16 protein-coding genes are annotated in these 19,546 nt (G+C 66.9%); 7 read left to right on the plus strand and 9 right to left on the minus strand.

Features of this window, described 5'->3' with window-relative positions:
* Window positions 1-9 precede the first annotated feature (9 nt).
* Window positions 10-351, plus strand: coding sequence for a type II toxin-antitoxin system ChpB family toxin (locus ACYVB7_RS00375; protein ID WP_460504545.1), 342 nt, complete (start codon window positions 10-12; stop codon window positions 349-351).
* A gap of 84 nt (window positions 352-435) precedes the next feature.
* Here ACYVB7_RS00375 and ACYVB7_RS00380 read toward each other — a convergent pair whose 3' ends face one another.
* Together ACYVB7_RS00380 and ACYVB7_RS00385 are read right to left on the minus strand one after the other, a co-directional pair.
* Window positions 436-1,194 carry a hypothetical protein gene (locus ACYVB7_RS00380; protein WP_460504546.1) on the minus strand — a complete coding sequence of 253 codons (759 nt, stop codon included), beginning with the start codon at window positions 1,192-1,194 and terminating at the stop codon, window positions 436-438.
* A gap of 439 nt (window positions 1,195-1,633) precedes the next feature.
* Entirely contained in the window at window positions 1,634-2,605 is a 972-nt protein-coding gene (locus tag ACYVB7_RS00385; protein WP_460504547.1) for a LysR family transcriptional regulator, read from the minus strand.
* A gap of 75 nt (window positions 2,606-2,680) precedes the next feature.
* On the opposite strand from ACYVB7_RS00385, the gene lysA reads away from it, so the two are divergent.
* A complete protein-coding gene (gene lysA / locus ACYVB7_RS00390; protein WP_460504548.1) occupies window positions 2,681-3,955 on the plus strand; it encodes a diaminopimelate decarboxylase family protein in 1,275 nt (424 codons plus the stop codon).
* A gap of 78 nt (window positions 3,956-4,033) precedes the next feature.
* Window positions 4,034-4,495 carry a GatB/YqeY domain-containing protein gene (locus ACYVB7_RS00395; protein ID WP_460504549.1) on the plus strand — a complete coding sequence of 154 codons (462 nt, stop codon included), beginning with the start codon at window positions 4,034-4,036 and terminating at the stop codon, window positions 4,493-4,495.
* Between the two features lie 96 nt (window positions 4,496-4,591).
* Here the strand turns inward: ACYVB7_RS00395 and pmbA are convergent, their stop codons facing one another.
* On the minus strand, window positions 4,592-6,016 hold the full coding sequence (gene pmbA / locus ACYVB7_RS00400) for a metalloprotease PmbA (RefSeq protein ID WP_460504550.1): 1,425 nt from the start codon (window positions 6,014-6,016) through the stop codon (window positions 4,592-4,594).
* A gap of 43 nt (window positions 6,017-6,059) precedes the next feature.
* Here pmbA and yjgA point away from each other — a divergent pair, with 43 nt between their 5' ends.
* Both yjgA and mog read left to right on the plus strand, forming a co-directional pair.
* The gene (yjgA, locus tag ACYVB7_RS00405; protein WP_460504551.1) at window positions 6,060-6,677 is read left to right on the plus strand and encodes a DarP family protein; all 618 of its coding nucleotides are present in this window, start codon (window positions 6,060-6,062) and stop codon (window positions 6,675-6,677) included.
* Window positions 6,674-7,264, plus strand: coding sequence for a molybdopterin adenylyltransferase (gene mog, locus ACYVB7_RS00410; RefSeq protein WP_460504552.1), 591 nt, complete (start codon window positions 6,674-6,676; stop codon window positions 7,262-7,264). Before yjgA ends, mog begins: the two co-directional genes overlap by 4 nt.
* Window positions 7,265-7,293: 29 nt before the next feature.
* Here the strand turns inward: mog and ACYVB7_RS00415 are convergent, their stop codons facing one another.
* The gene (locus ACYVB7_RS00415) at window positions 7,294-7,953 is read right to left on the minus strand and encodes a methyl-accepting chemotaxis protein (protein WP_460504553.1); all 660 of its coding nucleotides are present in this window, start codon (window positions 7,951-7,953) and stop codon (window positions 7,294-7,296) included.
* Window positions 7,954-8,160: 207 nt separating this feature from the next.
* Between ACYVB7_RS00415 and ACYVB7_RS00420 the strand changes: the two genes are divergently transcribed.
* Together ACYVB7_RS00420 and ACYVB7_RS00425 are read left to right on the plus strand one after the other, a co-directional pair.
* The gene (locus tag ACYVB7_RS00420; RefSeq protein ID WP_460504554.1) at window positions 8,161-8,916 is read left to right on the plus strand and encodes a substrate-binding periplasmic protein; all 756 of its coding nucleotides are present in this window, start codon (window positions 8,161-8,163) and stop codon (window positions 8,914-8,916) included.
* A gap of 19 nt (window positions 8,917-8,935) precedes the next feature.
* Window positions 8,936-10,426 carry a methyl-accepting chemotaxis protein gene (locus ACYVB7_RS00425; protein WP_460504555.1) on the plus strand — a complete coding sequence of 497 codons (1,491 nt, stop codon included), beginning with the start codon at window positions 8,936-8,938 and terminating at the stop codon, window positions 10,424-10,426.
* Between the two features lie 4 nt (window positions 10,427-10,430).
* Here the strand turns inward: ACYVB7_RS00425 and ACYVB7_RS00430 are convergent, their stop codons facing one another.
* The 5 genes from ACYVB7_RS00430 to nirD all read right to left on the minus strand — a co-directional run bounded on the left by ACYVB7_RS00430 (window position 10,431) and on the right by nirD (window position 19,072).
* Complete coding sequence (locus tag ACYVB7_RS00430; protein WP_460504556.1) at window positions 10,431-13,700, minus strand: PAS domain-containing protein; 3,270 nt, start codon at window positions 13,698-13,700, stop codon at window positions 10,431-10,433.
* Window positions 13,701-13,856: 156 nt separating this feature from the next.
* Window positions 13,857-14,693, minus strand: coding sequence for a uroporphyrinogen-III C-methyltransferase (cobA, locus tag ACYVB7_RS00435; protein WP_460504557.1), 837 nt, complete (start codon window positions 14,691-14,693; stop codon window positions 13,857-13,859).
* Window positions 14,694-14,748: 55 nt separating this feature from the next.
* A complete protein-coding gene (ybiB, locus tag ACYVB7_RS00440) occupies window positions 14,749-15,666 on the minus strand; it encodes a DNA-binding protein YbiB (protein ID WP_460504558.1) in 918 nt (305 codons plus the stop codon).
* 15 nt (window positions 15,667-15,681) lie between these two features.
* On the minus strand, window positions 15,682-18,660 hold the full coding sequence (locus tag ACYVB7_RS00445) for a nitrate reductase (RefSeq protein WP_460504559.1): 2,979 nt from the start codon (window positions 18,658-18,660) through the stop codon (window positions 15,682-15,684).
* Window positions 18,653-19,072 (minus strand): nitrite reductase (NAD(P)H) small subunit, encoded by a 420-nt coding sequence (nirD, locus tag ACYVB7_RS00450; RefSeq protein ID WP_460504560.1) that lies wholly within the window; start codon window positions 19,070-19,072, stop codon window positions 18,653-18,655. The genes ACYVB7_RS00445 and nirD overlap by 8 nt, the downstream gene beginning before the upstream one ends.
* Between the last annotated feature and the right edge of the window lie 474 nt (window positions 19,073-19,546).

Consider the following 19,546-nt stretch of genomic DNA (forward strand, 5'->3'; position numbering starts at 1 on the left):
GGCCTCCCAATGAAAACCCCCGCACGCGGCGACATTTGGCTGGTGTCGCTCAACCCCACGTCAGGCCGGGAGCAACAGGGGCTGCGCCCTGTCCTGGTGGTTTCCAGCGCGGCGTTCAACCGCCTGGGCTTGACCGTGGTCTGCCCCATCACGCAAGGCGGCCAGCAATCCCGCTTTGCGGGATTTGCCGTCACGCTGATGGGCAGCGGCACCGAAACCCAAGGTGTGGTGATGTGCAACCAACCCCGAACCATCGACATGACCGCCCGCGCCGGGCGCTACGTGGAAAACGTGCCCCGGGAGGTGAAGGGCGAGGTGTTGGCGCGGGTGCAGGCGGTGTTTGAGGATTGAGGGGCGGGGAGTGCGACGGCTGAACTCACTGGCCTTGCGACGCTTTATGCAAGACGTTTGGCACAGGGGTTAGGTGCCTGACTACTATTTGGTGAGCTCGTTGCGAGCCTCTTCAAGAACGGCGGCCTGTGCAGCTTCCACCAGCTTGAGTGCGTCTGACAGATATTCGGCGGTGCAAACGCTGTATTCGGCAACGCTCCAATGGTCATGAACGAGTTTTTCGAGCGACTCAATAGCTTTCCCGGAGAGAAATACGGAAGCTGGACCAATAAGCTCTCGAATTGCCTGATAAGACTCATGGCCGACTCGGGTCAGCTTTTGGAAGTGCGCTCCGTCAGAGAGCGACTCGTCATGCTCGGAGCCGGGTTCCATGTAGTACGAGTCACGATCTTGTAACGAGAGCTTTAGTTTCGTCAGGTGTGCCAACAGGCTCATATAGTGCTGCTCACGGATAGCCCACTGCTGCTGTGTGAGCCAATTCTTACGTGACAGAGTTACCTTTATTTCTTCCGTGTCTTGAGTGGTCTTTCGGAGTTGTTCACGTAACTTGTCAAAGTTCTCTTGGGTTGCACGATCCTCCGCCTTCCTTTTTATGTAGGCCCCGGAATATGCACCGACCATAGATAGCAGAAGAGCGAGTATGTAACTCCACCACGGAAAACGAAGCCCTTCACGAACTGCTGCTTCGACGGTAAGGCGAATCTCTTCAGGCGACATTGAAGACACTAACGAAATGTGTCCCGCAAAACCTGCGGGACAAAACGGACAATGCGGGATATTCTGGTCACGGTTTCCTCCTGATGGTCTTTTTGATTCAACCGATTGCCGTTGAATTGTGGTCACCGCCGCCGGATAAATCTGCCAGCAAGCCCGGCACGGGTCCCCTTCAATATACCCGCCCAAACCGCCATCTGATACCCGCAACCCATCACCTGCGTCACAGCACAACGTAACTCCCATCCCAAAGCATACACTTCAATTTCCATAGCTGCTCACGCTTACAAATCAAGCGCTAGAGGCTGTTTTTACTTGAAGTCCGTGCACCAACCACCTGCCACCCAAGGCCGGGGTGGGGGCTGAGGGGTGCGGGGGCTTGCATGCGCCGCCGAGGCGCACAGACGTGGGGTCGGGCGGGCGGTCAGCCCGCTTCCACGTCTGACTGGCGGCGGTTGTTTGAGCGGAGTTTTGCCACGGGCAAAACGCAGCGAGTTCCGCCGCACCGACCCCATGGCGAGCACCGAGGGCACCCCGCAGGGGCGGCGCATCCAAGCCCCAGCGCCCCTCAGCCCCCGCCCCGGCCTTGGGTGGCCCCCAGCACCACGCCCAACCGCCCCTGCACCTGCTGCGCCGCAGCCACCAGCGCATCCACCAGCGCGGGCCGCAGCGGGTGTTCCACGCGCCATTGCGGCCAGCTCAGGTGCACCTGAAAGGCGATGGGCACGGCAAAGGGGCGCAGCACCAGGCCGGTGTCGGCCAGGCTGAGGGCGGTGAGCGGGTTGACCAGCGCCACGCCCACCCCCGCCTGCACCAGCGCACACACCGAGGCGGCGCTGCCCGACTCCACCTGCAAGCGCCGCTGCACGCCCGCGTCGGCAAACACCTGGTCCATGCGCTGGCGGTAGGGGTCGGTGGGGGCCAGGCTGACGAAGGGCAGGCCATCGAAGTCGGTGGGGGCCAGCAGCGGCTTGGCGGCCAGTGGGTGGCCGGCGGGCAGCACACACACCTCGTGCGTGGCCAGCAGCAGGCGGCTGTGGCAGCCCTCGGGGGCGGGTTGTTCGCCCAGGCCCAGGTCGTGGCGTTGTTCGGTGAGGGCGGCTTCCAGCAAGGGGGACTCCAGCGACACCAGGCTGACGCTGGCCTCGGGGGCGTGCTGGGCGAAGCGGGCCACGGCGTCGGGCACCAGGGCCTGGGCCAGCGCGGGCAGGCAGGCCAGTTGCAGGCGGCCTTGGCGGTACTGGGCCAGCGCGGCGGCGTGGGCCGAGATGCGGTCCAGCCCCACGTAGCTGGCCTCCACCTCTTCCATCAGCGCCAGGGCTCGGGCGGTGGGCCGCATGCGGCCCATGCGGCTGCTGGTGCGCTCGAACAGCGCGTAGCCCAGCACCTGCTCCAGCCGCGCCAGCTCGCGGCTGATGGTGGGTTGCGAGGTGTGCAGCAGCTCGGCGGCGCGGGTGACCTGGCCGCACAGCATGACGGTGCGGAACACGTCCAACTGTCGGTGGGTCAGGCGCTGGATTGGGCGGGTTTGGGCGGCCATGGCATATCCAATTTGAATGAACAGCCAACAATAAAGCATTTTTCCAAATACCCAAGCGCTGGCACCATGCCGCCCATGACCGACCTTGCCCGCACCCCTTTCACCGCCCCCCAACTGCAAACCCTGGCCCGCCAGCACGGCACGCCGCTGTGGGTGTACGACGCCGCCACCGTGGTGCGCCGCATCCAGGACCTGAGCGCGTTCGACACCGTGCGCTTCGCGCAGAAGGCCAACTCCAACATCCACCTGCTGCGCCTGATGCGCCAGCACGGCGTGGCGGTGGACGCGGTGTCGCCCGGCGAAATCCGCCGCGCCCTGGCTGCGGGCTACACCGCGGCGACGGAGGCGCGGGGTGGGGCGCACGGCATCGTGTTCACCGCCGACCTGCTGACCGCCGACACCCTGGCGCTGGTGCGTGAGCACGGCATTCCCGTCAACGCGGGCAGCGTGGACATGCTTCACCAGCTGGGGCAGGCCGCGCCCGGCAGCCAGCACCCGGTGTGGCTGCGCATCAACCCCGGTTTTGGCCACGGCCACAGCAACAAGACCAACACGGGGGGCGAGCATTCCAAACACGGCATCTGGCACACCGAGGTGCCCGCGGCGCTGGCCGCCATCCGCCAACACGGGTTGAAACTGTTTGGGCTGCACATGCACATTGGCTCGGGCGTGGACTACGGCCACCTGGAGCAGGTGTGCCAGGCCATGGTGGACCTGATCAAGGCCGCCGGGGCCGACGTGCAGGCCATTTCCGCCGGGGGCGGGCTGTCCATTCCCTACCGTCCGGGTGGCGCGCGCATCGACACCGCGCATTACTTTGGCCTGTGGGACGCCGCCCGCAAGGCCGTGGCCGCCCACCTGGGGCACGAGGTGCACCTGGAGATCGAGCCGGGCCGCTACCTGGTGGCCGAATCGGGCGTGCTGCTGGCCGAGGTGCGGGCCACCAAGCACCAGGGCGGCCAGCACTTCACGCTGGTGGACGCGGGGTTCTCCGACCTGATGCGCCCGGCCATGTACGGCGCACACCACGAGATGAGCCTCGTCCCCGCCCGCGCCGACGGCCCCGCCCGCCTCACCCAGCCCACCGTGGTGGCCGGGCCGTTGTGTGAGAGCGGTGACGTGTTCACCCAGGAAGAGGGTGGCGTGGTGCTGACCCGCGAACTGCCCGCCGCGCAGGTGGGCGACCTGCTGGTCATCCACGACGCCGGGGCCTACGGCGCCAGCATGAGCAGCAACTACAACAGCCGCCCCCTCATCCCCGAGGTGCTGGTGGAGGTGGGCGGCACGGCCCGCCTGATCCGCCGCCGCCAGACGCTGGACGAGCTGCTGGCGTTAGAGTTGGGTGCCTGAAACGCAAGCAAACTTCAGTTTTCATAGCACCTTGCGCTTTCAAATAAAGCGCTGGGTGCCAATTTCATTCAAGAAACCATGAGCCTCAAAGACCAAATCAACGAAGACATGAAAAGCGCCATGCGCGCCAAAGACATGGCCAAGCTGGGCACCATCCGTCTGCTGACCGCCGCCATGAAACAAAAGGAAGTGGACGAGCGCGTCACCCTGGACGACGCCATGGTGGTCGCCATCGTGGACAAGCTGATCAAGCAGCGCAAGGACAGCATCGAAGCCTTCCTGAAGGCCGACCGCCAAGACCTGGCCGACAAGGAAGCCGCTGAAATGGCCGTGCTGCAGGCCTACCTGCCCGCGCGGCTGAGCGCCGACGAAATCTCCGCCGCCGTGGCCGCGCTGGTGCAAAACCTCACCACCGAGCTGGGCCGTGTGCCCACCGGGGCCGACATGGGCAAGCTGATGGGCGCGGCCAAGACCCAACTGGCGGGCAAGGCCGACATGGGCCTGGTGTCCGCCGCCATCAAGGCCGCGTTGGCGGGCTGAGGATGAGGGCGCCGCCCACCACCGTCAGCAGCGCCCCCGCCCAGGCCCCGGGCGCGGGTTGGCGGTGGTAGACCAGCCACAGGCTGGCCACAGCCCTCAGTTGCCCGCCACCTTCATGCGCTCGATCAGCACCGAACCCACCGACTTGGCACCGTAGTTGTAGACGTCGGCACCCACGGCCACGATGGCCTTGAACATGTCCTTCAAGTTGCCGGCGATGGTGATTTCTTCCACCGGATGGACGATGACGCCGTTTTCCACCCAGTAGCCTGAGGCCCCGCGGGAGTAGTCGCCCGTCACGCCGTTGACGCCGTGGCCCATCAGCTCGGTGACGAACAGGCCGGTGCCCAGCTTGCGCAGCATGGCGGGCAGGTCGTCTCCCGGCTGGGTGAGGCGGCTGCTGAGGGTGAGGTTGTGCGAGCCCCCGGCGTTGCCGGTGGTCTTCATGCCCAGCTTGCGGGCCGAGTAGCTGCCCAGGAAATAACCCTTGACCTTGCCCGCGCTCACCACCTTGCGCTTGGTGGTGCGAACGCCTTCGTCGTCGAACGGGGCGCTGCCCTTGCCTTTGAGGACGTGGGGGTCTTCGTCAATGTCGATGTGCTTGGCCAGCACCTGCTTGCCCAGGCTGTCGAGCAGGAAGCTGCTGCGTCGGTACAGGGCCCCGCCGCTGATGGCCTGCACAAAGGCGCCCAGCAGTCCGGCGGCCAGCTGCGATTCGAACAACACCGGGCATTCGGTGGTGGCGATCTTGCGGCCATTCAGGCGGGCCAGGGCACGTTCGGCGGCGTAGCGGCCCACGGCCTGGGGGCTGGCCATGTCGGCGGCGTCGCGCATGCTGGTGTACCAGTGGTCACGCTGCATCTTGGCACCCTTGCCCGCGATGGGGGCCACCGACAGGCTGTGGCGCGAGCTGGCGTACCCGCCCGCAAACACGCCGGGCAGGCCCCCGGCCACGTCGAAGGTCCCTGAGCGCATGTGCGCGGCAAAAAAGTGCGACTGCTGGGCCGACACGCCCGCGCCTTCGCTGTTGGTGATTTGTTTGCTGACGGCAAAGGTGGCGGCTTCACATTCCAGCGCCAGGGCCAGGGCCTGCTCGGAGGTGAGGGCCCAGGGGTGGAACAGGTCCAGCTCGGGCGGGTTGGTGGCCATGTCCTCGGGGTCGGGCAGGCCGGCCATGGGGTCTTCGGCGGTGAAGCGGGCGATGTCGTAGGCGGCCTGCACCGTCTGGCGGATGGCCTGCACCGAGAAGTCGGACGTGGAGGCATTGCCCCGGCGGGTGCCCAGGTAGACGGTGACGCCCAGCGATTTGTCGCGGTTGCGTTCCACGTTTTCCAGCTCGCCCTTGCGCACCGACACCGACAGCCCGCTGCCTTCGCTGGCCTCGGCCCCGGCGTCGGTGGCCCCCAGTTTTTTGGCGTGGGTCAGGGCGGTGTCCACCAGGTCCTGGAAAAACGCCCGGCTGTACTGGAAACCGGTTTGGGGTTGATCGGTGACGGGGGTGCGGGGGGTGGAAGTGTTCATGTCGGAGACAATCATACTTTTGCGCTCCACCTGCCCCCCTGTCATGTCCCGAAAACCCAAACGCGGCTATTACGTCAAAGGCCACTTCGTTGCTGAAGGCAGCGAGCTGGATCTTGAACTCAAAGCCGAGCTCAAAGGCACCACCGAACTGAGCAAGACCGACCTCAAGCGCGAGATGGACCGCATCCAGGCGCTGGGTGAAGACCTGCTGACGCTGCGGGCCGACCTGCTCGACGGCCTGCAACTGCCCGACAAGCTGCTGGACGCCATGGCCGAGGCCAAGCGCATCACCAACTTTGAGGGCCGCCGCCGCCAGATGCAGTTCATCGGCAAGCTCATGCGCCTGCTGACCGAAGACACCCTGGAAGCCGCCCGTGTGGCGCTGGAAACCCAGCACAAGGGCAGCGCGGAAGAAAAACTGTCGCTGCACCTGGCCGAGCAATGGCGCGACCGCCTGCTGAGCGATGACGACGCCCTGACCGAGTGGCTGGCCATCGAGCGCGAGGCGGGCATCGAGTCCGACCCCCAACACCTGCGGGCCCTCATCCGCCAGGCCCGCAAGGACCAGCAAAGCCAGCCCCCCGAAAGCCTGGGGGCCGCCCAGCGCCATGGCAAGGCGTACCGTGAAATCTTCCAGATCGTCAAGGCAGCGTTGAAATGAGCGACATCCAGATCGGCCTCGTCAGCATCAGCGACCGCGCCAGCCGCGGCCAGTACGAAGACAAGGGCCTGCCCGCCCTGCGCGAGTGGCTGCAGCGCGCCCTGAAAACCCCGGTGCGTTTTGTGGAGCGGCTCATCCCCGACGAGCAGGCCGCCATCAGCGCCACGCTGATCGAGCTGGTGGACGAGGTGGGTTGCCCCTTGGTGCTGACCACCGGCGGAACCGGCCCGGCATTGCGTGACGTGACGCCCGAGGCCACGCTGGCCGTGGCCCACAAGGAAATGCCGGGCTTTGGCGAACAGATGCGCCAGATCAGCCTGAACTTTGTGCCCACGGCCATCCTGTCGCGCCAGGTGGCGGTGATCCGGCACCAGAGCCTGATCATCAACCTGCCGGGCCAGCCCAAGAGCATTGCCGAAACGCTGGAGGGCCTGAAGGCCGAAGACGGCAGCCCCAAGGTGCACGGCATCTTTGCCTCGGTGCCGTATTGCATCGACCTCATCGGCGGGCCCTACCTGGAGACCCACGACGCGGTGGTGAAGGCCTTTCGCCCTAAAAACGCCATTCGCCCCGCCACGCAGGGCTGAACGGTTCGCCGGGGCGGGCGGCGGCCCCTTCAGGCGGCTTGGCGGTTGCGCACGGTCAGTTCCATGGCCTTGCGCGACTGAATGTCGATGTTCTGGGTGATGCCTGCCAGCACATTGGCCACCACGGCAAACCCCCGACCCTGATCCCCCGCCCGGGCCGCCAGCACCTGGGCATTGAAGCTCACCACCTTGGCCTCGCGGGCCACCGACTGGATGTCGGTCACGATGGTCACCAGCTCGCGCATCAGCAGGTCTTCCTTGGCCTTGGTGATGCCGTCGAACGTGGTGGTGGCCGTGTTCAGTGCAGCCAGCACCGTGTCGGTGCACGCCACCAGCTCGTCCACCGCCTGTTGCACCCGGGTGCTGCCTTGGGCCACGCCGTCCAGGGTGCGGCGCATCAGCTGCATGAAGTGGTCGATGGTGGAGCCCACGCCCTGGGGGCCGTTGTAGGTGTCCCGCACCTGCCGGGCCGCTTCAGCCTCCATGTGGTTGGCCGTGGCCACCAGCTGCCGGTGGCTGTCGCAAAACGTCTGGAACGATTGCTGCGCCGCGCTCAGCATGCCGTCCTTGCCGTCGGCGGCCAGCACGGTTTGCAGGATCATGCGTTGCGACAGCATGCGCTGGCGAGCGGCCAGGTTCACAAGCGACAACGCAGGGGCGGCGGGGGGCTGGGGTGTCGGGCTGTTCATGGCCGCGTCACTAGCAAATGCCGGGCCAGGCTTTCGATGGCCATCACGGTGAATCACTGTTGTCCATCGGACTTGGCTGATTTGTGGGTCAGAAAAGCCTGATTCATGGCGAAAGCATGCGGTATGTCAAAAAAGGTGACGATTTCATTCGGTATAAGCATGGCTTGCTGCGTCCTCCCACGTTGTTTTTCCGCGAAAGGAACTGACATGCGCATCGCTTCAAAACGCTTGGTTTCGCTGTGGGTGGGGGCTGTGTCCTCACTGGTCCTGGTGGCTGGTGCCGCTGCGGCGGACTACAAGATGACGTCGCTGGACTGGCCACCTTACACGGGTGACAAGTTGCCGGCCATGGGGGCTTCGTCGGCGGTGGTGGCCGAGGCCATGAAGGCAGCCGGACACGGGCTGAAGGTGGAGTTCTACCAATGGTCCCGCACGGTGAACCTGGCCAAATCGGACCCGGCCTATGTGGCGTATTTTCCCGAGTACCACTCCAAGGAAAACGCGGCCGATTTCCTGTACTCCGACCCCATCGGCACCGGGCCGCTGGTGTTGGTTGAACGCAAGGCCGCCCCGGTGACCTGGACCACCTACGACAGCCTCAAGGGCAAGAAGATCGGGGTGGTCAAGGACTACGTCAACACCGAGGAGCTGGACGCCAAGATCGCCAGCAAGGCGCTCACCGCCGACGTGGCCCCGGACGATGCCAAGAACATCCTCAAGCTGGCCGCCGGACGGCTGGACGTGGCGGTGGTGGACGTCAACGTGTTCCATTTCCTGGCCAAGAACGACCCCTCGGTGAAGGCCGTGGCCGACCAGTTGCAGGTCAATGCCAAAACCCTGGAGGACAAGAAGCTGTACGTGTGCTTCAAGAAGTCTCCCGAGGGGGAGGCTGCGCTCAAGGCGTTCAACCAGGGCTTGAAAAAGGTGAACGTCGACGACGTGATGCGCAAGCATTTCAAGTGACGTCTTGCAGGGGCTGCCCGTGAAATTTCTGGATCGCATTGGGGTCAGGCTCAACCTCATTTTTCTGATCGTGGTCACGGCGCTGCTCACGGCCTTTGGCGTGGCCTCGTACCACAGCACCAAGACCCGGCTGGACGCCGAGCTGGATGACCAGATGGCGCGCACCGTTCGCCGTTTGCAGACGGCCCTGCCGGAACCGATGTGGAACTTCGACCAGGCCCGCCTGGGTGTGGTGCTGGCGTCTGAGGTCAACCAGCCCGGCGTGGTGGGCATCGTGGTCACCAACGACAAGCAGGCGTTTGTGACCGGCATGGTGCTCGATGCCAGCGGCCAGGCGGTGATGGCCACCGCCGATGCCAAACCACCCGGCGTGCCCCGCACCGCTGAACTGACCTACAACGATGGCGGACAGGTCAAACCCATCGGTGCCGTGGCCTTGCATGTGGATCGGGCGCACATCGAGGCCATGCTGCGCAGCCGCATCGTGGAGCTGCTGATGCAGGTGCTGGTGACCAACCTGATCCTGGTGGCCATCCTGTCGTGGAGCCTGAAGCTCATCGTGCTCAACCCCCTCAACCATGTGCGCGAGGCCTTGGCCACCATCTCCAGTGGCGATGCCGACCTGACCCGCCGCATCGACGTGACCGACGCCAACGAGTTCGGTGACATTGCCCGCTTCTTCAACACCTTTGTGGCGCGCCTGGAGTCGCTGATTGGTGGCGTGCGCGGTTCGGCCGATGCGCTCAAGCTGTCGTGTGCCGAAATTGCACAGGGCAACAACGACCTGTCCATTCGCACCGAACAGCAGGCCGGAGCCTTGATGGCCTCCACCTCATCCACCCAGGCGCTGGGAGTGACGGTGGCGCAAAACGCCCAGCGGGCCAGCGAAGCCAACCACATGGCCCAGTCGGCTTCGCAGGTGGCGCAGCGCGGTGGTGTGGTCATGGAAAGCGTGGTGGGCATGATGAAGGAAATCAACGACGCGTCGCGCAAGATTTCAGACATCACCCAGGTCATCGACAGCATTGCGTTCCAGACCAACATCCTGGCGCTCAACGCCGCGGTGGAGGCCGCGCGGGCGGGTGATCAAGGCCGGGGTTTTGCCGTGGTGGCCAGCGAGGTGCGCAACCTGGCCCAGCGCAGCGCCAGTGCAGCCAAGGAAATCAAGGACCTCATCAGCGCCAGCGTCGAGCGGGTGGAACAGGGCAACACCCTGGTCAACCAAGCCGGGGCCACCATGGCCGAGCTGGTGGGCTCCATCCGCCATGTGACCGACATCGTGGCCAACATCAGTGCCGCCAGCAGCCAGCAAAGTGCCGGGGTGGGGCAGGTGTGCGAGGCCATGTCGGGCATGGACCATGCCACCCAGCAAAACGCCGCCCTGGTGGAGGAAATTGCTGCGTCAGCCGCCAGCCTGAAGGGGCTGGCCGAAGACCTGGTGTCCACCGTGGCCTCGTTCCGGACATCGGACGACGCCCCGGCACGTTTGCCTGCGCCGCGCCAGGTCTGACGCTTCAGTGCCTTTGGCCGACGCAGGCCTGCAACTGCGGGGGCAGGCGGAGGAACTGCTCCGAGGGAATGGCCGGGCTGAACAGGTAGCCCTGGGCCGTCTGGCAGCCGTGGGCGGCCAGGAACTTGGCTTGTTCGACCGTTTCCACGCCTTCGGCCACCACTTCCTGGCCCAGGCAGCGGGCAATGGACAGGATGGCCTTGACCAGCTCGGCGCGGTAGGCGTCGGTGGTGACCGAGTTGATGAACGAGCGATCGATCTTCAGCGTGTCGATGGGGAAGCGGGTGAGGTAGCTCAGGGCCGAATAACCGGTGCCAAAGTCGTCAATGGCCATGGTGATGCCCATGGCCCGCAAAGCCTCCAAGGTGTGGAGGATGTCGGTGCTTTCCTCCAGCAGCAGGCTTTCGGTGATTTCCAGCTCGATCCAGGCGGGCTGGCACTGGGTGGCGGCGAGGGTGTCGCGGATGGTGGTCAGCAGGTCGGGGGACTGGAACTGCCGCGGGGACAGGTTGATGGCCACTTTGCAGGGGCGGGTGTCGGCGGTGTTGAGCGCCGCGGCCATCAGGCAGCTTTCCTGCAGCACCCAGCGGCCCATGTCCACGATCAGCCCGGACTCTTCGGCAATGGGAATGAACTGGTTGGGCGGGACCATGCCGTTGTGGGCATGGTGCCAGCGGATCAGGGCTTCGCAGCCCGTGATGTGGCCCGTTTGCAGGCACACCTTGGGCTGGAAGTGCAGGGTCAGTTCCCGCTTGGCCATGGCCTGGCGCAGGTCCGATTCCATGGCCAGGCGGGATTGGGCCACTTTGGTCAGGTTGCGGTCGTAGAAGCGGAAGGTGTTCTTGCCCGACTTCTTGGCGTGGTACATGGCCGAGTCGGCGTACTTCAGCAGGTCGCGCTCGGTGTGGCTGTCGTGGGGGCACAGGGCAATGCCGATGCTGCAGGAAATGAAGATGTCCTTGCCCTCCAGCACAAAACGCTCGCCGAACAGGGTGAGGATTTTTTCGGCCACATGGCTCAGGTCGGCTTCGGTGTGGATTTCGGGGAGCAGGATGGCAAATTCGTCCCCGCCCAGGCGGGCCACAACGTCGTAGCTGCGGGCGCTTTGCGTCAACCGATGGGCGGCCTGGCGCAGCAGTTCGTCGCCCGCCCCGTGGCCCATGGTGTCGTTGACCATCTTGAAGCGGTCCATGTCGATCATCATCACCCCGGCGCTGCGACCGTGTTGCAGGGCGTCGGTCACCACCAGTTTCAGGCGTTCGTTGAACAACGAACGGTTGGGCAGGCCGGTGAGGTGGTCGAAATAGGCCATCTGGTGGATCTTCTGGCGGAATTGGTGCAATTCCGTGATGTCACGCCCGACGGTCAGGATGCTCTCGATGGCCCCCTGGTGGTTGTATTCCGGGGTGGCCCGGACCAGGTTGAGGGTTTGAACGCCCTCCTGGTTGGTCCAGGCGTATTCAAACTCCGTGGGCTGGCCGGTGGACAGGATGGCCATCAGCTGTGTTTCGATGTATTCACCCACCGAGCCGCCGGGCAGTTGGATGGCCTTCTTGCCCAGCAGGTTGGGAATGCTCTGCCCGTAAAACGCCGCCAGGGCCGGGTTGGCAAAGGTGCGCCGCAGGTTGCGGTCGAAGCGAGCAATGGTGTCCGGGGTGTTTTCCACCAGACTGCGGTATTCCATTTCCCGCTTGGCCAGGGTTTCCTCGATGTGTTTGCGCAGGGTGATGTCGCGGGCCACGCCCAGCACGCCCAGCACCTGCCCGTCGTGGCTTTTCACGGGGACCTTGCGGGTTTCCATCAGGGCGCGTTCGCCGGTGTCGGCAAACGTCCACCATTCTTCGTTGAGGGTGGGCTGGTTCAATTCCAGCGTGGTGCGGTCTTTGGATTGGAACAGCTCGGCCAGTTCGGCATCCAGGAAGTCGGCATCGGTTTTGCCGATGATGTCTTTTTCCTTGGCGTTCAACAGCCGCTCCATCCCGGCATTGCAGATGATGAAGGCCCCTTGGGGGTCCTTCATCCACACCGGGTCGGGAATGCCTTGCAGCACGCTGTGCAGCAGCCAATGGGCGTCGGCCAGCTGTTGTTCGGTCTGCTTGCGGGTGGTGATGTCCCGGGCGATGCCCAGCACCCCGGTGACCGTGCCGTCGGTGTCGTGTATGGGCACCTTGCGGGTCTCCAGCAGCACCCGTTGGCCGGTGGTGGCGTAGGTCACCCACTCTTCGTTGATGCAGACGTCGTTGGCTTCGATGGCCTCCTGGTCCTTGTGGCGGAAGAAGTCGGCCAGTTCGGCGTTGACGAAATCGTGGTCGGTCTTGCCGACGATGTCGGCCTCCTTGGCCCCAAAGAACTCTTCAAAGGCGTGGTTGCAGCCCAGGTAGGTGCCGTTCGGGTCCTTGAGCCAGACGAGGTCGGGCAGCGTGTGCAGCACCTTGCGCAGGCGTTGGTGGGTTTCGGCCAAGCGCAGTTCGGTTTGTTTGGGTTCGGTGATGTCCCGCAGAAAGCCCACGGTGCCCACGATGTGCCCGTTGACACGCAGGGGCGTCTTCCAGGCCTCGACGAAGCGGCTGTCGCCCTGCGGGGTGACGAAGGGCTCCTGTGAATGCATGGATTGCCCGGTGGCCATCATCTCGCGGTCGCCCGCCAGGTAGCGGTCGGCCAGTTCCTGGGGGAACAGGTCGGCGTCGAACAGGCCTTCCACCTTGCGGGGCGAGTCCATTCCCACCCAATCGGCAAACGCCTGGTTGACCACCCGCAGGCGACCATCGGGGTCTTTCAGCCACACGGCAAACGGCAGGTGGTCCAGCACCGTGCGCAGGTAGGGGTCGCAGGACTGACAAGGGGTGGGTGTCGGGGTGCGCCCGCTCGGGCAGGGGGCTTCGCTCCAAAAACCATGCCATTCCAGGGCCGTGGGGTCGTTGTCCGCCGGGGCCGGGTTGGCTTGGAATTGCCACAGTCGCGGGCCGGTGGCCGGGTGCTGCGACCGCAGGCTGAACTGGCAAGGCGATGTGGTGTGGGCAGACAGGTCCAGCGCGGCCCGCATCTGGGCCACGTCGGTGGCGTCGCAGCGCTGCAGCAGGGGCGTCAGGTCCTGGGCCAGTTGCTCGGGCGTGAGGTCGGGCAGCCAGTCCAGGCGACCTGCGGCCAGGGGCAGGGACAGGTGGCCGTTGGCCTCGCGCCTCAGGGTGAACACCACCCCTGGCAGGCTGGGGGCATGGCGGGACCACGCGGGGTCAGCGCGTCCGGCTGGGGTGGCAGTGGGGGCGAAGTTCACGTTCAAGGCTTCCGTCGGCTCATCGGGGGCGGGCCGGGCGTCTTGACAGCATGAGCACAAGAAGACCCGAGCCTGAGCAGGGTCCCACAGCTGCTGGGGTCGGGGCTATCAGGGGAGGTGGATTTTGCCGTCAGGAAAGTCTGACAAGCGGTGCGGTCACGCCACCGCGCGGGCGGCCACGGACGGGGCAGAGGCGCCGTCTTGCAGGGCCTCGGTGCGGCTGGACAGCGCCAGCAGCCCTTGCATGACATCGCCCACCACGATGACGCTGGGGCTGCCCAGCCCCTCGCGTTGCAGGGTGGCGTGCAGGTGTTGCAGTTCACACACCGCGTGGCGTTGCTGCGGCAGGCTGGCGTGTTGCACCACCGCCACAGGGGTGTGGGCGGGCAGACCGGTGAGCAGCTCGGCCTGGATGTGGGCGGCCCCACTCACACCCATGTAGACCACCAGCGTCAGCCGGGCGCTGTGGCAGGTGGCGGCCAGGGTGCGCCAGTCGGGCCCGGTGCTGCCGGGTTTGGCATGGCCGGTGATGAACACCACGCCGTGGGCGTGTTCGCGGTGCGTGAGCGGCACGCCCAGCGAGGTGACCGCCGCCAGCCCGGCGGTGATGCCGTTGACCACCTGCACCGCCACGCCCTGGGCTTGCAGGTGTTCCACCTCCTCGCCGCCACGGCCAAACACGAAGGGGTCGCCACCCTTGAGGCGCACCACCCGTTCGCCCGCCTGCACGGCCTGCACCATCAGCTTTTCAATGAAGGCCTGCGGTGTGCTTTTGCAGCCGCCGCGCTTGCCCACGTGCACCACCCGGGCGCTGGCCGGGGCCAGGGCCACGATGGCGTCGCTCACCAAATCGTCCACCAGCAGCACGGTGGCCTGCTGGATGGCCTTGACGGCCTTCACGGTCAGCAGCTCCGGGTCGCCGGGGCCTGCACCCACCAGGGTGCAGCTTCCTGCGGGCTGGGCGGCGATGGAGGGGGCGGACGGTGTGTTCATGGGCAACAGGGCGCTGGGGGGCGAGATGGGCTTGGGGTGGCGTGTGCGGGGCGGGTCAGGCGCTGTGCGCCAGTTGCACGATGTGCTGCACCTGCAGGGCAATGGGTTCGGGCACGGGCAGTTGGCCGTCCAGCACGCGGGTGATCCAGGCGGCGGTGGCCTCGGCGTCGGGCGCGGGCAGGTCGGGCAGGGTGGCCAGGGCCCCGGCCTGGGGTTCTTGCACGCGGGTGACCTGGCCGTGGGCAAAGGCGTCCATGGCGGGGCAGCGGCGGGCGTCGGCCACGGGCTCGCCTTCGGTGCCGCGCAGCAGCAGGGCGCGGGTGCCGGTCAGGCTGAGGGTGGCGGTCATGCTGGCCAGGTACTCGGGGTGGGTGTAGCTGCTGACCAGCAGCGCAGGCCCCTGCACCGGCAGCATGAGCTTGACCAGGCTGTGCGCCGGGTTGCGCAGGCCCACCACGCGGCGCACCTCCAACAGGCGGTGCAGGCCCGCGTGCAACTGCGGCGTGGGCACCCAGCACACCCGACCTGGCTCTATCAAATTTGTAGCTGCTTGCGCTTTTTCTGAAAGCGCCAGAGCCACTTTTTGTGCCGAAATCCGGCGGTCTTCGGTCTCACAACCGTGCACCAGCACGGCCAGCCCTTCGCGGGCCAGCAGCAAGGCCAGCAGCGGGGTGAGCACCGGCAGCTTGCGCGCACCGTTGTAGCTGGGCAGCACCACGGTGGGGCGCTGGGGCTGTGTGGCGGGGGCCGTGGGCACGCACTGCAGGCGGGCGTGGATGGCGTCCAGAAAACCCGCCATTTCCTCGGGCGTTTCACCCTTGATGCGCATGGACAGGCAGAAGGCCCCCACCTCCAGGTCGGAGGCCTGGCCGTCCAGCACCTGGCCCATCAGGTCGTTGGCCTGTTCGCGGCTGAGGCTGCGGGCGCCGTCCTTGCCGCGGCCAATTTCTTTGATGTAGGGGCTGATGCTCATGCCGCGCATTCTCGGTCAGGTGATATGACTTTGGGCAATGAGTTGACCCTCGGCCAGCGCAGAAGCCGTGGGTTCAGGCGGGGTGTCCACCGGGGTGGTGGCCACCAGCCGCTTGACGGTGGGCAGGCACGAGCCGCATTGGGTGCCGCATTTCAGCGTGGCTTGCAGCGCGGCCAGCCGTTCGCTGGCGCTGCCGGGGCAGCGGCGCAGCTGGGTGGTGATGGCCGCTTCGCCCACGTTGTGGCAGGTGCACACCTGGGGGCTGGTGGCGGCCAGGGGCTGCGGGGCCTGGGCTGAGGCCAGCAGCAGCCGGTGCGGCGGGCCTTGCACGGGCAGCTCGTCTTGCAGCAGGGTCTTGATCCAGCCCTCGGCCTGGGTGTCCCCGGCCAGCAGGAAGGCGTCGAGCCGGGGGGTGCCCGTGGCTGTGTCGCGCCACAGGCGGATGGCGCGGCGCTGGTGGCGGCGGGCGTCGTCGTAGCGCAGGGTGTCGGGGGTGTGAAGGCCCAGCAGGGTGCCCAGTTCGTCCAGCAGGGCGGAGGGCGGTGGCGTGGCGCAGGCGGCGCGGAACAGCAGGCCGCTGCGGCCATCGCTGTGGTCATTGGATTCGCGACCAAACGGCACACACACCGCAAAGTCGAACTCGGCCATACGCTGCACCAGGGCCTGGCGGGTCGCGGGGGCCAGGGATTCGGGCAGCCAGGCCAGGGCCAGCAGGGTCCAGGGCAGCTCCGCCGGGGCCACGCTGACGGCGGCGTGTTTCAGCTCCGGCTGCTTGGAGCTGGGGCAGAACGCTGGGTTGGTGAGGGCGTTGACGCCTTGCCGTGGCTGGCCCAGGGCGTCGCGCCCGCTCAGGCACTCCGGCCCCCAGTGCATGGCCATGAAGAGCTGGCCCAGGCCCTGGTCGGCGCTGTCTTGCACGGGCACCACCACGCTGCCGCGGCGGCTGCTCACCCGCACCAGTTGCCCGGTGCGCAGCTGGCGGCGGGCCATGTCCTGCGGGTGCATCAGCAGCACCGGCTCGGGCACGTGGCCGAACAGGCGGCCCAGCAGGCCGGTGCGGCTCATGCCGTGCCACTGGTCGCGCAGGCGGCCCGTGGTCAGGGCAAAGGGGTAGGGGGCGGACCGTGCTTCGGCCACCGGGTTTGTGTTCATCAGCGCCACCGCAAAGCGGGCCTTGCCATCGGGCGTGGGGAAGCGGCCATCGGTGTACAGCCTGGCCTGGCCCTGGGTGGCCCCCTCGGGGTAGGGCCATTGCTGCGGGCCGTGTTGCTCCAGCGTGGCGTAGCTCAGGCCGGTGATGTCCAGGTCGCGCCCGCGGGTGGCTTCGCGGTGCTGGTTCCACAGCGCCTCGGGGCCGTCCCAGGCCATCAGGCGGGGGGCGGTTGGCGTGGCCGACGCTGTGGGGTGGAGCAGGGCTTCCAGCCGCTGGCCCACGTCGCGGGCAATGCGCCAGTCGTGGCGCGGGCCGTCGTGCGGGTGGTCGGGGTGCACGGGTGGGGGCACGGCGGCGCGCACGCGGCTGATGCGCCGTTCGCTGTTGGTCACGGTGCCGTCTTTTTCGGCCCAGGTGGTGGCGGGCAGCAGCAGGTGGGCGTGGGCGGTGGTGGCGGTGTGGGCAAACGCCTCCTGCACGATGACAAAGTCCGCCCGCTCCAGCGCCCGGCGCACGGTGGCCTGGTCGGGCAGGCTTTGGGCGGGGTTGGTGCAGGCGATCCACAGCAGCTTGACCTGCCCGTCCGCCGCGGCCTGGAACATCTCCACCGCGGTGCGGCCCGGTTGGGCGGCCAGGGTGCGGCCCAGGGCGTTCAGGCCCCACAGGGCTTCCACCTCGGCGCGGTGCTGGGGGTTGGTCAGGTCGCGGTGGCCGGGCAGCAGGTTGGCCATGCCGCCCACCTCGCGCCCGCCCATGGCGTTGGGCTGGCCGGTGAGGCTGAAAGGACCCGCGCCCACCTGCCCGATCTGCCCGGTGGCCAGGTGCAGGTGGATGAGGGCGGCGTTGTTGGCGGTGCCGTGGCTGCTCTGGTTCAGGCCTTGGCAGTACAGGCTGAGGGTGGGGCGGCGTGGGCGGCCATCCTGGCCGGTGAAGGTGCCGGTGGTGGTGGCGGGGTCGTCAGCGGCGGTGTCCAGCCCGGCGATCCAGCGGGCGGCGGTGTGCAGGTCGGCCTCGGGCAGGCCGCACACGCGGGCCACGTGGGCGGGGGTGAAGTCGCGCACCAGGGCCTTGAGCTCGTCGAAGCCGGTGGTGTGGGCGGCGATGTAGGCGCTGTCCACCCAGCCCTCCCACAGCATGATGTGCAGCAGGCCGTGGCACAGCGTCACGTCGGTGCCGGGTTGCAGGGGCAGGTGCAGGTCGGCGCACGCGGCGGTTTCGGTGCGGCGTGGGTCGGCCACGATCAGGCGCAGCCCGGGCCGGGCGGCCTTGGCGTCTTCGATGCGTCGAAACAGGATGGGGTGGGCCCAGGCGGTGTTGCTGCCGCTGATGAACAGGGTGTGGGCGTGGTCCAGGTCGTCGTAACAGGCGGGCGGGGCGTCGGCCCCCAGCGTGGCCTTGTACCCGGCCACGGCGCTGCTCATGCACAGGCGGGAGTTGGTGTCCAGCTGGTGGGTGCCCAGCACGCCTTTGACCAGCGTGTTGAAGGCGTGGTAGTCCTCGGTGAGCCACTGGCCGCTGCCGTACACGGCCACGGCATCGGCCCCGTGGGTGTGCACGGTGTCGGCGATGCGCTGGGCGGCGAGGTCAAGCGCGGCATCCCAGCCCAGCGGCTGCCACGGGCCGGGGCGTTGGGCGCGCACCTGCGGGTGCAGCAAGCGGGTGCCGGGGGCGATGGCGTCGCGGGCGGTGAGTGCCAGGGTGCTGCCCTTGGTGCACAGGCGGCCGCGGTTGGCGGGGTGGTCGGGGTCGCCGCGCACGTCCAGCACGCGTTGGCCGTCGTGCTGGATGAGCACACCACAGCCCACGCCGCAGTACGGGCAGGTGGAACGGGTTTCAGGCATGGCAGTGGCCGTGGGTCAGGCCGTGGCAGCCCGCGGTGCGTTGCGAGGGGCCGGCCACGGGGCGGGTGAGGTCGGTGGCGTGGCTGGCCAGTTGCTGGGCGTCCAGGAACACCTGGCCGTTGTCCACCTTCACGTCAAAACGCGGGGTGCAACCGTTGTCGGGCGCGGCGGCCTGGCCGTTGTCCAGGGCGATGGTCCAGTTGTGCAGCGGGCAGGCCACGCTGTGGCCGAAGACGATGCCCTGGCTCAGCGGGCCGCCTTTGTGCGGGCAGCGGTCGAGCAGGGCGAACACGTTGCCGTCTGCCGCCTTGAACAGGGCCACGTCCAGGCCCTGGGCCCGGGCCACGCGGCGCGAGCCCAGGGCGGGGATGTCGTCAACGGTGCAGATGGGGGTCCAGGTGGGGGTGGTCATGGTGCTTGTGTTGCGGTTTGAGGTTTTTGCAGGCCACGGGCTGGGCGGGCGGTTTCAGGTGGGGGAGGGTTGGGCTGTGCCCCAGCGCGCTGCGCCGGGGGGCTGGGTGGGGGCTTGGATGCTGGCCCCTTCGGGGTGCCCTGCGATGCTCGCCATGGGGTCGGTGCGGCGGAACTCACTGCGCGCCCTGTGGGCGCTCCGTTCAGACAGCCGCCGCAAGTCAGGGCTGGAGGCGGGCGGATCGCCCGCCGACCCCATGGCTGCGCGTCTCGGCTGCGCATGCAAGCCGCCCACCCAGCCCCCCGGCACAGCGCGCCGTGGCTCAGCCCAGCCCACCCCCACCTGAAACCACCAGGGGTTTGGCTTGAAAGTTAATGGCAAAAAATACCTCTCGCGCTTGTTCAAAAAGCAAAAGAAGCTACAAAGTTCATAGTGTTTGGCGTCAGACCAACACGCAACCAACGCCCCGGAAAT

Source organism: Hydrogenophaga soli (assembly GCF_054777695.1).